We start from the raw sequence: 13,680 nt of genomic DNA, 5'->3' as shown, positions 1-13,680 counted from the left end.
CCGGGAGGTGCCCGCACCTCCGCCGTGCGATGCATGCACCCCCACGCCGCGGCCTCTCCGACAGAACCCACAAGACACGCCCTGGAAGGAGCCCCTCCGATGGGGAATGCGACCCCGACGTTCGCCTACACCGAGCGCGACCTCGCCCGCTTCCGCGAGACCCAGCAACTCGCCTACCACTGCGCCGAACAGGTTGCCGCCTGGATCGAACCGGGCGTCACCGAGCGGCAGGCCACCGCCGAGCTGCGCCGCCGTCTGGTGGCCGCCGGGGTGCAGGACTTCTTCCATGTCCCCTTCGCCTGGTTCGGCGACCGCACCGCATTCCGGCACTTCCACACCCCGCTGCAGTTCTTCGCCGGCAGCCGTCGGCTGGAGGAGGGCATGCCCTACGTGCTCGACTGCGCGCCGATCGTGGACGGCTACACCGCCGACATCGGCTACGGCGGCAAGATCGGCGAGAACCGGGTCTGGGACCGCCTGGCCGCCGACCTGAAGGTCTACCGTGAGCTGATCCTCGCCGAGGTGCGCGCCCGCAAGCCACTGAACGAGGTGTACGCGGCGGTGGACGCGCAGATCGCCGCGCACGGCTACGACAACCGGCACCAGGTCTACCCGGGCCGGGTGATCGGCCACCAGGTCACCCGCACCACCGTGCGCGGTCCGGCCGGGGTGAACGTCCTCGGCTTCGGCGTGCGCACCCTGCAGACCCTCGGCCGCGAGCTCATCTCCGAGCGCCTGCACGGGCGTTCGCCGCTGTGGGCGGACGGGCGGTCGTCCCGGCACGCGCCCACCCCGGGGCTGTGGGCGGTCGAACCACACATCGGATTCCGCGGTGTCGGCATCAAGTTCGAGGAACTGCTGGTGGTCACCGAGGACGACGCCTACTGGCTCGACGACGACCTCCCGCACGTCCGCCGCTGGACCACCGCCGACGATTCGGCCACCATCGAGCGGACCGACGCCGACCCGACCGACGCCGACCCGACCGACGCCGACCCGGCCGACGGCGACCCGACCGACGCCGATCCGACCGCTCTGGAGGCCACCCGATGACGACCCCTCGCCCGTCCACGGCCGTCCGCCGCCGGACCGTCCACTCCGGCGGCCTGCCGCTCGCCGTCTTCGAGCAGGGCGACCCGCAGGCCCCCACCGTCCTCCTGGTGCACGGCTACCCGGACACCCACACCGTCTGGGACGACATCGCCGCCGACCTCGCCCGCGACCACCACGTGGTCCGCTACGACGTGCGCGGCGCCGGCGAGTCCGCCGCCCCGGCCCACCGCGAGGACTACCGCCTGGAGCGCCTCGCCGACGACCTGTTCGCGGTGGCCGACGCCGTCAGCCCGGACCGCCCGGTGCACCTGCTGGCCCACGACTGGGGCTCGATCCAGTCGTGGGAGGCCGTCACCGTCCCCGGCGCCGAGCAGCGGATCGCCTCCTACACCACGCTGTCCGGCCCCAGCCTGGACCACATGGGCCACTGGCTGCGCCACCGGATGCGCCGTCCCACCCCGCGCCACCTCAAGCAGCTGCTCCACCAGGGCGCCCACTCCTGGTACATCACCGCCTTCCACCTGCCCTTCCTCGCCCCGGCGGTGTGGCGCCTGGGCCTGGCCCGGGCCTGGCCGCGGGTGCTGCGCGACCTGGAGCACGTCACCCCGCGGGCCGGCCACCCCCAGCCCACCCTGCGCCGGGACGCGGTCCGCGGCATCGAGCTGTACCGTGCCAACTTCCGCCCCACCCTGGGCAGTCCGCGCGAGCGGCCGACCGAGGTCCCGGTCCAGCTGATCACCCTGACCCGGGACCGCTACGTCGGCACCTACCTCTCCGAGGGCCTGGAGCGCTGGGTGCCCCGGTTGACCCGCCGCACGCTGCACGCCGGCCACTGGTCGGCGCTGCTGGAGAAGGGAGCCACCGTGGCCGCCATGGTCCGCGAGTTCACCGCCCGCGTCGATGCGGGCCGGCAGGCCCAACCCGCCGAAGGCGACGGCCGGTTGGTGGTCGTCACCGGCGGCGGCAGCGGCATCGGCCGGGCCACCGCGCTGGCCTTCGCCGAGGACGGCGCCCGGGTGGTGGTCTGCGACCTCGACCTCGCGGCCGCCGAGCGCACCGCCGAACTCGCCTCGCTGATCGGCCCGCGGGCGCACGCCTACCAGGTGGACGTCTCCGACGGCGCCGGGATGGACGCCTTCGCGCAGAGCGTCGCCGCCGAACACGGCGTGCCCGACGTGATGGTCAACAACGCCGGCATCGGCCACTCCGGGACGTTCCTGCAGACCACCGAGAAGGAGTGGCAGCGGGTCCTGGACGTCAACCTCTGGGGCGTGATCCACGGTTGCCGCGCCTTCGGCACCCTGATGGCCGACCGCGGCCAGGGCGGCCACATCGTCAACGTCTCCTCGGCCGCCGCCTACCTGCCCGCCAAGGCGCTCACCGCCTACGCGACCAGCAAGGCCGCCGTCTTCATGCTCTCCGACTGCCTGCGCGCCGAGTTCGTCGGCCACGGCATCGGCGTCTCCACGATCTGCCCGGGCATCGTCAACACCAACATCACCCGCACCTCCACCTTCTCCGCGACCACCGCCGACGAGCAGTCCGCCAAGCAGGCCCGCGCCGCCCGGCTCTACGCCCGCCGCGGCTTCCCGCCGGAGAAGGTCGCCACCGCCATCGTCACGGCCGTCCGCACCGGCAGGCCCGTCGTCCCGGTCACCCCCGAGGCCAAGGCCGCCCGCTTCCTCTCCCGTCTCAGCCCCGGCCTGCTACGCCTCGCCGCCCGCCTCAACGTCACTTGATCGGGTGGATGTCACCTGATCGGCTCCAACGGGCCTGCGATATCAACTACCATCGATTTTGATATCGCAGGCCTGTGCATCTTTCGGGAGGTCGCCATGACCCGCACCGTGATAGACGTCAACGACGAACTGTTGGCCGAAGCTGCCGAGATCTTCGGCACCTCGACCAAGGTTGCCACCGTCAATGCCGCCCTTGAGGACGCGGTGAAGCGTCGTAAGGGCAAGGAGTTTCTTGCGTGGCTTGCGGATGGCGGGCTACCTGACCTGACCGGGCCGGTGGAAAAGGGTGACTGAGCGCTTCCTCATCGACAAGTCCGCTTTCGCTCGGTACCCCAAGCCCGTGATCGCGGATGTCATCGACAGATTGTTCAGTCAAGGGCGCCTCGCTATCTGCGGTGCGGTCGAGCTGGAGATCATGTACAGCGCCCGGTCCAAGGCGGACGCCGACCGAATCCGAGACGGCCTGCGCGGCTTCGGCTGGTTGTCCACCCCCGACGAAGTCTGGGACCGCGCCGTCGAAGTGCAAGCCCTCCTGACAGTCGCCGGCAACTGGCGCGCGCTGTCCGTGGCGGACCTCGTGATCGCCGCCACCGCCGAACGCCATGGCGCCACGGTCCTTCATTACAACGGCGACTACGACATGATCGCCGCCGTCACCGGACAGCCGACCGAGTGGGTCGTCCCGCAGGGGACGGCCGACTGATCGCTCCGGCGGGTCTGTGAGAGCATCACGGCCCATGGAGATGACAACCGCGCTGTGGTCCTTCGCCCTTGTCGTCGGGCTGCTCACGCTCACGCCCGGGCTCGACACCGCGTTGATCCTGCGGACCTCCGCGATGGGGCGGCGGCGGCAGGCCTGGGGGGTGGTGCTGGGGATCCAGACCGGCACGCTGATCTGGGGGACGCTGACCTCGGCGGGGGTGACGGCGCTGCTGACCGCCTCGCAGGTGGCGTACGAGGTCCTGCGCTGGGCCGGCGCCGCCTACCTGGTGTGGATGGGCGTCGGGATGCTGCGCAACCGAGGAGGAGCGGCGGCGGCCGAGGGGGAGCCGGCCGAGGGCGGCTTCGGGCACGGCTGGCGGCGCGGCACCCTCACCAACCTGCTGAACCCCAAGGTCGGGGTGTTCTACGTGGCCATGCTGCCGCAGTTCATCCCGGCCGGGGCCCCGCACTTCGCCGCCGGGGTGGCGCTCACCTGTGTGCACGTGGTGGAGGGGGTGCTGTGGTCGACCGTCCTGGTGGGGTTCGCCCGGGTGCTGCGCGAGTGGCTGCGCCGGCCGGCCGCCCGGCGCCTGATGGACCGGGTGACCGGTGCGGTGGTGGTGGGCTTCGGCCTGAAGCTGGCGCTGGCCGACTGAGGCGTGAACGCGGACCGGGCGGCTACTGGCCGATCCGCTTGAGGCCCTCCAGGAGCTCGTCGGCGTTCATGCAGGGGTACAGGTCGACGTCGGCGTCCAGCTGCAGCCAGAAGGGTTCCACGATGGACGGGATCGAGGCCTCGTCCGCGATGTCGACGACGAGCACCATCGCGCGCCGCCCGTGGCGGCTGAGGAAGTAGGCTGCCTCCGGCTTGAGTTGGGCCAGCGTCTGCTGGATCCCCGGGCCGATGGTGCCGTCGGTGATCAGTTTGTTCGAGGCCGCGGTGTCGAGTTCGACCTCCAGCAGGGCACGCATGATCCCTGCTCCTTCCCCGGGCTCGGGGCGAGTCCGCACCTCCAGCCTCCCGCCGCCCCGGTGGCCACGCAACGTGACACCGGGCGGGCTCCGCCCCGGCTGATCCGCCCCGGGACCGGGCGGGGTGGGTCAGCCGGCGTGGGTCAGGCGGCGTGGGTCCGCGGTGCCGCCTCCGGTGCCTGCGGGGGCGTCGCGGTGTCGTGGTGGATCGGCCCGTCCCCGGCGCTCAGCGGCAGGCAACTACCGCCGCGCCGGTGGGCGATGATCTCGGCGGCGACGGAGACGGCCGTCTCCTCGGGGGTGCGGGAGCCGAGGTCGAGGCCGATGGGGGAGCGCAGCCGGGCGAGTTCGGTGTCGGTGAGCCCGGCCTCGCGCAGTTTGGCCTGCCGGTCGCGGTGGGTGCGCCGGGAGCCCATCGCGCCGACGTAGCCGACCGGCAGCCGCAGGGCGCGTTCGAGCAGTGGGACGTCGAACTTGGCGTCGTGGGTGAGCACGCACAGCACGGTGCGGCCGTCGATCCGGCCGAGCTGGGAGTCCAGGTAGCGGTGCGGCCAGTCGACCACGACCTCGTCGGCATCGGGGAAGCGCCGGGTGGTGGCGAAGACGGGCCGGGCGTCGCAGACGGTGACGTGGTAGCCGAGGAACTTGCCGATCCGCACCACGGCGGCGGCGAAGTCGATCGCGCCGAAGACCAGCATCCGGGGCGCGGGCACGTAGGACTCGACGAAGCAGGTGACGGTGCCCTGTTCCTGTTCGTCGCAGGGCCGTCCGTCCAGGCCGAGTACGATCCGCCCGGTGCGGCCGGCGTCGAGCATGGCCCGGGCCTCCGCGCCGAGGGCGCGTTCGAGCGCGCCGACGGTGGACGGCCCGACCGAGAGCGCCCCGTGCTGCTCGGTGGCGGTGACGGCGAGGGTGGCCCCGAGCAGTCCGGCGGGGCCCTCGATCACCCGGGCGAGGGCGACGGGCGTCCCGTCGGCGATGCGGGCGAGGCCGGCGTCCATCCCGGGGTCGGCCCCGGGCACGACCGGCTGGACGAACACGTCGAGGATCCCGCCGCAGGTCAGCCCGACGGCGAAGGCGTCCTCGTCGCTGTAGCCGAAGCGTTCCAGCACCGGTTCGCCGGATTCCAGGGCGGCCCGGCAGAGCTCGTACACGGCGCCTTCGACGCACCCGCCGGAGACGCTGCCGACGGCCTCCCCGGCCGCGTCGACGGCCAGGGCCGCGCCGGGGTCGCGCGGGGCGCTGCCGGAGACGCCGACGACGGTGGCCACGGCGAAGGAGCGCCCGGACGCGTGCCAGGCCCGCAACTGCTCGGCGATGTCCTGCATGTCGGAGGCTCCTTACACGTTTCGACAGTAGCGGGAGACGCCGCCGTACGGGAAACGATCCCGTACGGCGGCGGTTGTGATCAAAGGCCCGGGGTCATGACGCCCGGTGCCCGCGAGTACTGGGTGCCCGTGAGTGCTCGGTGCCCGCGAGCGCCCAGTGCACCCCGACCGCTCAGTGCACGCCGAGCCAGGACTTGATCGGGCTGAGCGCGAAGTACACGACGAACACGGCGGTGAGGATCCACATCAGCACCCCGGGCTCGCGCCACTTGCCCTGGCCGGCCTTGATCACCGAGTAGGAGATGATGCCGGCGGCGACGCCCGCGGTGATGCTGTAGGTGAACGGCATCAGCACGCAGGTCAGGAAGGCCGGGATGGCGACCTCGCGGTCGGACCAGTCGATGTGCCGGGCCTGGCTCATCATCATCGAGCCGATCACCACCAGGGCGGCGGAGGCGACCTCGACCGGCACGATGCCGGCCAGCGGAGAGAAGAACAGCATCAGCGCGAAGAGCCCGCCGGTGACGGCGGAGGCGAGGCCGGTGCGGGCGCCGTCGCCGACGCCGGTCGCGGACTCGACGAACACGGTCTGCCCGGAGGCGCCCGCCAGGCCGCCGACCGCGCCGCCGGCGCCGTCGATGAACAGGGCCTTGGACAGGCCTGGCATCCGGCCCTGCTTGTCGGCGAGCCCGGCCTCGGTGCCGACGCCGATGATGGTGGCCATCGCGTCGAAGAAGCCGGCCAGCACCAGGGTGAACACCGCGACGGAGGCGCTGATCGCGCCCAGGCCCTTGCCGCCGAAGGCGCCGAACAGGTCGACGTGGCCGAAGAGGCTGAAGTCGGGGGCGGCGACGGGGCTGCCGGGCCAGACCGGGACGGAGTTCGCCCAGGCCTTGGCCGGTACGTGGGCCAGCTTGTTGACGACGATGGCGACCACGGTGCCGCCGGCGATGCCGATCAGGATCGCGCCGCGCACGCCGCGCGCCATCAGCACGAAGATCGTGAGCAGGGTGAGGCAGAAGATCAGGACCGGCCAGCCGGAGAGTTCGCCGAAGGGGCCGAGGGACAGCGGGGTGGGGCCGCCGGTGTGCATGAAGCCGGCCTTGTAGAGGCCGATGATCGTGACGAACAGGCCGATGCCGATGGTGATCGCGTGCTTGAGCGGCAGGGGGATGCCGTTCATGATCTTCTCGCGCAGTCCGGAGACCACCAGCAGCACGATCAGCAGGCCGTAGATCACGCACAGTCCCATGGCCTGCGGCCAGGTGGTGTGCGGTACGACGAGCGCGGAGACCGCGCCGGAGACCGAGAGCCCGGCGGCCAGGGCCAGCGGCACGTTGCCGACCACGCCCATCAGGATGGTGGTGACGGCTGCCGCGAGGGCGGTGGCGGTGGTCAGCGCGGCGTGGTCGAGCTTGACGCCGGTGACGTCCGCGCCGCTGAGGATCAGCGGGTTGAGCAGGATGATGTACGCCATCGCCATGAAGGTGGTGAGGCCACCGCGCAGTTCGTTGGCGAGGGTCGAGCCGCGGGCCGAGATCTTGAAGTACGCGTCGAGCGCGCCCTTCGGCCCTGGTGCCGGGGGCGAGGGGTGGGTCTCGTCCTCGGTGGGTCTGTCTGCTTCGGTGGTGCCGGGCTCCGTGGGGATCCTGGTCATGTCCACTCCCAAGTGTCAAAGGGGGTTGGGGTGGGCGAGCCGACCTGACTGCCAGTCAACGACGTTGGCACAGGGGGACTGAATCGACTCACTGGGGGCGCTCGTTGGGGGGAGCGCCCGTGGTGCGGGTGGTGCAGGTGTGGGTGGTGCGCACCACTGCGCAACCCCGGCGTGGGCGCGGGCAGCGGGTGTCTCCGGGGCGGCGGGGAAGACTCGGCGCCGCCCCGGAGAGGTGTGGACTCCCGGGATCAGCCGGGCTGTTCGGTGGTCAGGTGCTCCGGCCGGACCGGGATCCGGTTGAGCGCCAGACCGGTGGCGTTGCGGATCGCGGCCACGATCGAGGGGGTCGCCGACACGGTCGGCGCCTCGCCGACGCCGCGCAGCCCGTACGGGGCGTGCGGGTCGGGCAGTTCGAGGACGTCCACCGGGATCGGCGGGGTGTCCAGGATGGTGGGGATCAGGTAGTCGGTGAAGGAGGCGTTGCGCACCTTGCCGTCCCGGACGATGATCTCCTCCATCACCGCGAGCCCGAGCGCCTGGGTGCAGCCGCCCTGGATCTGGCCGACCACGGAGAGCGGGTTGAGCGCCTTGCCGACGTCCTGGACGGCGGTGAGCTCGACCACCTTGACCAGGCCCAGCTCGACGTCCACGTCCACCACCGCGCGGTTGGCGCAGAAGGTGTACTGGACGTGGCCGAAGCCCTGGCCGGTCTCCTTGTCGAAGGCCTGGGTGGGCCGGTGGTGGTGCTCGCGGGTGAGGTCGATCGCCTCGTCACCGAGCAGGTCCACCATGGGGACGAGCACACCGGCGCTCTCCGAGACGACCTTGCCGCCGGCCAGCGTGATGTCCTTGTGGGTCCAGCCGTAGCGGCGCCGGCCCTTCTCGATCAGCTCCCGCGCGACGGCCTCGGCGGCCAGCTTCACCGCGCCGCCGGTCATGTACGTCTGGCGCGAGGCGGAGGTCGAACCGGCCGATCCCACCTCGGTGTTGGCGGGGTGGATGGTGACCTGCTCGACACCCAGCTCGGTGCGGGCGATCTGGGCGTGCACGGTGACGCCGCCCTGGCCGACCTCGGCCATCGCGGTGTGCACCATGGCGACGGGCTCGCCGCCGATCACCTCCAGCCGCACCCGGGCGGTGGAGTAGTCGTCGAAGCCCTCGGAGAAGCCGACGTTCTTGATGCCGACCGAGTAGCCGACCCCGCGCACGATGCCCTCGCCGTGCGAGGTGTTGGAGAGCGCGCCGGGCAGCGCGCGCACGTCCAGGTGCTCGGTGTCCAGCGGCGGGGGCAGCGGCATGTCCTTGGCCCGCTGGAGCAGTTCGGCCACCGGCGCGGGGGAGTCGATCTGCTGGCCGGTGGGCATGAAGTCGCCCTCCGACATCGCGTTCAGCTGCCGCAGCTCCACCGGGTCCATGCCGAGGGCGGCGGCCAGCTTGTCCATCTGGGTCTCGTAGCCGAACGCCGCCTGGACGGCGCCGAAGCCGCGCATCGCCCCGCAGGACGGGTTGTTGCTGTAGAGCGCGATGGCGTGCATCTTCACGTTCGGGATCACGTACGGGCCGTGCCCGAGCGAGGCCGCGTTGCCGACCACGGCGGGGGAGGCGGAGGCGTAGGCGCCGCCGTCCAGCACGATCCGGCAGTCGGCGAAGACCAGCTTGCCGTCCCGGGTGGCGCCGTGCTCGTAGTGCATCCGCGCCGGGTGGCGGTGGACGTGGCCGTAGAAGGACTCGTCCCGGGAGTACACGATCTTGACCGGCTTGCCGGTGCGCTGGGCCAGCAGACAGGCGTGGATCTGCATCGAGATGTCCTCGCGGCCGCCGAAGGCGCCGCCGACGCCGGCCAGGGTGAGCCGGACCTTCTCCTCGGGCAGGTCCAGCACCGGGGCCATCTGCTCGCGGTCCACGTGCAGCCACTGGGTGGCGATGTAGAGGTCGATGCCGCCGTCCTCGGCGGGCACGGCCAGGCCGGACTCGGGGCCGAGGAAGGCCTGGTCCTGCATGCCGACCTCGTAGTCGCCGCTGACGATGACGTCCGCCAGCGCCCGCACCTCGTCGTTCACGCCGAGGCCGGAGACCAGCTTCTGCTCGTGGCAGATGTTGCCGTACGCGTGGGACTTGTACTCGTGCGGCTCGTGCACGTAGCCGTGGGTCTCCGGGTCGAGGCACTGCTCCTCGGTGACGATCGGGGTGAGCACCTCGTACTCGACCTTGATCTTCTTCACCGCGCGGCGGGCCGTCTCCGGGTGGTCGGCGGCGACCAGGGCGATCGCCTCACCGTGGTAGCGGATCTTGTCGATCGCCAGGGCCGGCTGGTCCTGGATCTCCAGGCCGTAGTACTTGGCGCCGGGGATGTCCTCGTGGGTCAGTACCGCGTAGACGCCGGGCACCTTGAGCGCCTCGGAGATGTCCACGCTCAGGATGTCGGCCCGGGGGTGCGGCGAGCGCAGCGCCATGCCCCAGAGCATGTCCTCGTGCCACATGTCGGAGGAGTAGGCGAACTCGCCCCTGACCTTCAGGTTTCCGTCCGGGCGCAGCGGCGAGCCGCCGATGCCGTCCTTGGAGGCCTGGTTGATGTTCTGCAGGTTCTTCTGGCCCTGGATGGTCCTGGTGCTCATGCGGCCACCTCGCTGCGTTCGGCGGGCGCTTCGCCCGACGCGCACCCCTTGATGCTCCGTTCGCTTCGCTCGCTCACTTCGAACCCTCCCCGGCGCACTTGCGGGCGGAGGCGAGCCGCACCGCGTCCATGATCTTCTCGTAGCCGGTGCAGCGGCACAGGTTGCCCGACAGCGCCTCGCGGATGTCGTTGTCGCTCGGCTGGGAGTCCTGCTCCAGCAGGGCGTCGGTCTGCACCAGCAGCCCCGGGGTGCAGAAGCCGCACTGGACGGCCCCGGCGTCGATGAACGCCTGCTGGACCAGGCCCAGTTCGCCGTCCTCCTCGGCCAGGCCCTCGACCGTGCGTACCTCGCGGTCCTGCACCTGTCCGGCCGCGACCAGGCAGGAGCAGACCGGCACGCCGTCCAGGTAGACGGTGCACGAGCCGCACTCGCCCTGCTCGCAGGCGTTCTTCGAACCGGGCAGGCCGACGCGCTCGCGCAGCACGTAGAGCAGGCTCTCGCCCTCCCACACGTCGTCGGCCTCGACGGGCTTGCCGTTGGCGGTGAACGTGACCCTCATGCCGCGCTCCTGATCTGCTTGCTGTAGTCGTTCCAACACCAGGTGAGGGTGCGGCGGGCCATCACGGCGAGCGAGTGGCGCCGGTAGTCCGCGGTGCCCCGGACGTCGTCGATGGGGGAGGCCGCGGCCTTCACCAGCTCGCCGAAGCGCTGGATCACCTCGGTGCCCAGCAGGTCGCCGGACTCCCAGAGCCCGCGCTCGGCGAGCACCCCCTGGAGGTACTCCTCGGCCTCGACGGCGCGGCGCGGCGTGGGGGCAGCCGAACCGATCCCGGTGCCGACGGTTCCGTTCCTGGGATGCAGCGCGAAGCCGAACGCGCACACCGCGATCACCATCGCGTTGCGGGTGCCGATCTTCGAGAACTGCTGCGGGCCGTCCGCGACCGGGATGTGTACCGCGCGGATCAGCTCGTCCGCCTCCAGGCTGTTGCGCTTCACGCCGACGTAGAACTCGTCGATCGGGATCAGCCGGGTGCCGCGCACCGAGGCCGCCTCGACGAACACGTCCCGCCCGGCCGCCAGCAGCGCGGGGTGCGCGTCACCGGCCGGGGAGGCGCCGCCCAGGTTGCCGCCGACGCCGCCGCGGTTGCGGATCTGCGGTGAGCCGACGGTGTGGGCCGCCAGCGCGAGCCCGGGCAGCGGCCCGGACAGCTCCGCGATGATCCGGGCGTACGGGACGGAGGCGCCGAGCCGGACGACGCTGCCGTCGTTCGTCCATTCGGTGAGCTCGGTGACGCGGTTCAGGTCGAGAATCGCGGATGGCCGGTGCACGTCGAAGTTCAGCTCGACCATGACGTCCGTGCCGCCCGCGATGGGCAGCGCGGTCGGGTACTCAGCCTTCGCCGCGAGAGCCTCGTCCCAGGTGGCGGGCCGAAGGAACTCCATGCGGGTTTCTCCTCAAGTCTTCGCCGACCGGGTGTCCGGCGGCGTGTCGCCCAGTGAACTCCTGTGACCGGGGCCACTGGCAGTCACCGATGGCATGAAGCCCCGGCTGTGCGCCCGCCCGGCATCCTGTACGTTCCTCTAAGCAGGAGAATCCCGCAGTCCAGGTCTCCGCCGGGTGCTACCTACGACCGTAATCCGGCCGTGACGCACGGTCCACGGGCCCGTGATCCGACCGCCCGTTGGTACGTAACACCGAGCACGGATGTTCGGGCACACTGTCACCCCCGGGCGGCGCGCCCGGCCACCCCCACCCCCTCGATCCGCCCCCCGGCCCCGCTCCAGCCCCCCGTTCGAACCCCCTGTTCCAGCCCCCCGTTAGGAGTCCGCGGATGCGTGTCCGTGACCTGCTCGCCCCCGGCGCCCCCCGACTGCGCCTGCTCGCGGCCGAGGAGGAGCTGGACCGGCAGGTCAGCGGTGTGATGACCACGGACCTGCACGACCCCGGCCGCTACCTGCACGGCGGCGAGCTGGTGCTCACCGGGATGCTCTGGCGGAGCGCTCCGGCCGACTCCGAGCGCTTCGTGCGGACCATCGCGGCCGGCGGCGCCGTCGCCCTGGCGGCCGGCGAGGCCGAGGTCGGCCCGGTGCCCGAGGACCTGGTCGAGGCCTGCCGCCGGCACCGGATGCCGCTGCTGGCCGTCCCCGACGACATCGCCTTCGGCACCGTCACCGAGTTCATCGGCCGGCAGGTCTCCGCCGACCGCGCCGCCGACCTCGCCGCCCTGGTCGACCGGCACCGGCTGCTGGTCTCGGCGGCCGGCGGCGGCGGGCTGGACGCCGTGCTGGACCTGCTCGGCGGCGACCTCGACCTGGACTGCTGGGTGCTCACCCCGACCGGCGGGGTGATCGCCGGCCCGGCCGACCGGCTCACCGCCGAGGACCGCGACCAGCTGGTCCGCGCCCACCTCGCCGCCCAGCGCCAGCGCCGCCGCCCCCCGCACCGGGCCCGACTGGCCGGCGGCGCCTACTCGCTGCTGCCCGCCGCGGCCTCCGCCGAGGACGAGGCCCCGCAGGCCGGCTCTGCGCTGGCCGACTGGGTGCTCGCGGTGGCCGGCGACGTCACCGAGTGGACCACCAAGCGCCAGCAGCTCGCCGAGAACCTGGCCCGGCTGGTCGCCGCCGAGCGCCAGCGCCGGGACGAGGGCCGCCGGCTGCGCCGCCGACTGGCCGACGAACTGCTCGCCCTGCTGCGCCGCGACGCCGACCCGGCCGAGATCAGCCGCACCCTGTACGCCTCCTCGGCGATGGCCGCCCGCTACGAGAACCCCGAGCCCAAGTCCCCGGCGCAGGAAGCCTCCTGGCTGGTGCTCAGCGCCGAGGGCACCGGCCTGCCGGAGGGCATGGTGCGCTCCGTCCTGGAGGAGGCGCTCGGCGGCACCACCGACCGCGCCCTGGTCGCCGGGGCGGGCCACGGCGCCGTGGTGGTGCTGCCCGCGCTGGACAGCCCGGTGCCCGCCGACACCCTGCGCGAGCTGCTCGCCCCCCTGGAGGCCGGGCTCGGCTCGGAGGGCCGGATCACCCTCGGCGTCTCCGCCCCCGCCTCGGAGGCCGGCGGCCTGCGCGGCGCCCTGGAGGAGGCCCGGCACGCCCGCCGGATCGCCGCCGCCCGCGTCGGCCGGGTCTGTGTGGCCGGCCCCGAGGAGCTGGCCTCGCACGTGCTGCTGCTGGCCGCCGTCCCGGACGAGGTCCGCCGGGCCTTCCGCAGCCGGCTGCTGGACAAGGTGATCGCGTACGACATCGAGCACCAGGCGGACCTGGTCCGCACCCTGGAGGCCTTCCTGCGCTCGGACGGCTCCTGGACCCGCTGCGCCGGGCAGCTGCACGTCCACGTCAACACCCTGCGGTACCGGATCGGCCGGATCGAGGAGCTGACCGGGCGGGACCTCTCCCGGCTGGAGGACCGGGTGGACTTCTATCTGGCGCTGGAACTGGCCTGATCGTTTCCTGGCAGTTCCGCTCGGGTCTGCTCAGGCCCGTTCAGGTCCGCTCGGTTCCGGTCGCCTTCCAGCGGTCTCCCAGGAATCGGCCCTTCCTGACACCGACGCCGGAGCCGGCCGGGAACGGTCGGGAACGGTCGGGAACGGCCGAGGGCCCGCCGCGAGTCTTCGCGG

General features: G+C 72.3%; 12 protein-coding genes. 6 read left to right on the top strand and 6 right to left on the bottom strand.

What is annotated here, in order from left to right:
* Positions 1 to 99 precede the first annotated feature (99 nt).
* The 5 genes from ACZ3YL_RS01575 (at position 100) to ACZ3YL_RS01555 (ending at position 4,150) form a co-directional block, all read left to right on the top strand.
* Positions 100 to 1,053: a M24 family metallopeptidase gene (locus ACZ3YL_RS01575; RefSeq protein WP_465654639.1), complete on the top strand. Its 954-nt coding sequence runs from the start codon at positions 100 to 102 to the stop codon at positions 1,051 to 1,053.
* Positions 1,050 to 2,792, top strand: a complete 1,743-nt coding sequence (locus ACZ3YL_RS01570) for an SDR family oxidoreductase (RefSeq protein WP_465654638.1) — start codon at positions 1,050 to 1,052, stop codon at positions 2,790 to 2,792. The genes ACZ3YL_RS01575 and ACZ3YL_RS01570 overlap by 4 nt, the downstream gene beginning before the upstream one ends.
* A gap of 96 nt (positions 2,793 to 2,888) precedes the next feature.
* Positions 2,889 to 3,086 (top strand): type II toxin-antitoxin system VapB family antitoxin, encoded by a 198-nt coding sequence (locus ACZ3YL_RS01565; protein ID WP_465654636.1) that lies wholly within the window; start codon positions 2,889 to 2,891, stop codon positions 3,084 to 3,086.
* Positions 3,079 to 3,495: a PIN domain nuclease gene (locus ACZ3YL_RS01560; RefSeq protein ID WP_188302806.1), complete on the top strand. Its 417-nt coding sequence runs from the start codon at positions 3,079 to 3,081 to the stop codon at positions 3,493 to 3,495. Before ACZ3YL_RS01565 ends, ACZ3YL_RS01560 begins: the two co-directional genes overlap by 8 nt.
* Before the next feature lie 34 nt (positions 3,496 to 3,529).
* Positions 3,530 to 4,150, top strand: a complete 621-nt coding sequence (locus tag ACZ3YL_RS01555) for a LysE family translocator (protein ID WP_188302807.1) — start codon at positions 3,530 to 3,532, stop codon at positions 4,148 to 4,150.
* Positions 4,151 to 4,172: 22 nt separating this feature from the next.
* On the opposite strand, the gene ACZ3YL_RS01550 is transcribed toward ACZ3YL_RS01555, so the two are convergent.
* From ACZ3YL_RS01550 to ACZ3YL_RS01525, 6 genes are all read right to left on the bottom strand, one after another.
* Positions 4,173 to 4,466 carry a hypothetical protein gene (locus tag ACZ3YL_RS01550; RefSeq protein WP_188302808.1) on the bottom strand — a complete coding sequence of 98 codons (294 nt, stop codon included), beginning with the start codon at positions 4,464 to 4,466 and terminating at the stop codon, positions 4,173 to 4,175.
* Positions 4,467 to 4,609: 143 nt separating this feature from the next.
* Positions 4,610 to 5,794 carry an XdhC family protein gene (locus tag ACZ3YL_RS01545; protein ID WP_188302809.1) on the bottom strand — a complete coding sequence of 395 codons (1,185 nt, stop codon included), beginning with the start codon at positions 5,792 to 5,794 and terminating at the stop codon, positions 4,610 to 4,612.
* Positions 5,795 to 5,966: 172 nt separating this feature from the next.
* Complete coding sequence (locus tag ACZ3YL_RS01540; protein WP_188302810.1) at positions 5,967 to 7,451, bottom strand: NCS2 family permease; 1,485 nt, start codon at positions 7,449 to 7,451, stop codon at positions 5,967 to 5,969.
* 248 nt (positions 7,452 to 7,699) lie between these two features.
* A complete protein-coding gene (gene pucD / locus ACZ3YL_RS01535; protein ID WP_188302811.1) occupies positions 7,700 to 10,066 on the bottom strand; it encodes a xanthine dehydrogenase subunit D in 2,367 nt (788 codons plus the stop codon).
* Between the two features lie 73 nt (positions 10,067 to 10,139).
* Positions 10,140 to 10,625: a (2Fe-2S)-binding protein gene (locus ACZ3YL_RS01530; RefSeq protein WP_188302812.1), complete on the bottom strand. Its 486-nt coding sequence runs from the start codon at positions 10,623 to 10,625 to the stop codon at positions 10,140 to 10,142.
* Positions 10,622 to 11,509 carry an FAD binding domain-containing protein gene (locus tag ACZ3YL_RS01525; protein WP_188302813.1) on the bottom strand — a complete coding sequence of 296 codons (888 nt, stop codon included), beginning with the start codon at positions 11,507 to 11,509 and terminating at the stop codon, positions 10,622 to 10,624. Before ACZ3YL_RS01525 ends, ACZ3YL_RS01530 begins: the two co-directional genes overlap by 4 nt.
* 389 nt (positions 11,510 to 11,898) lie before the next feature.
* Between ACZ3YL_RS01525 and ACZ3YL_RS01520 the strand changes: the two genes are divergently transcribed.
* A complete protein-coding gene (locus tag ACZ3YL_RS01520; RefSeq protein WP_465654632.1) occupies positions 11,899 to 13,506 on the top strand; it encodes a PucR family transcriptional regulator in 1,608 nt (535 codons plus the stop codon).
* The last annotated feature ends 174 nt before the right edge of the window (positions 13,507 to 13,680 follow it).

Source organism: Kitasatospora sp. NPDC023176 (assembly GCF_055560495.1).
This window is presented reverse-complemented; position numbering and strand designations above follow the sequence as displayed.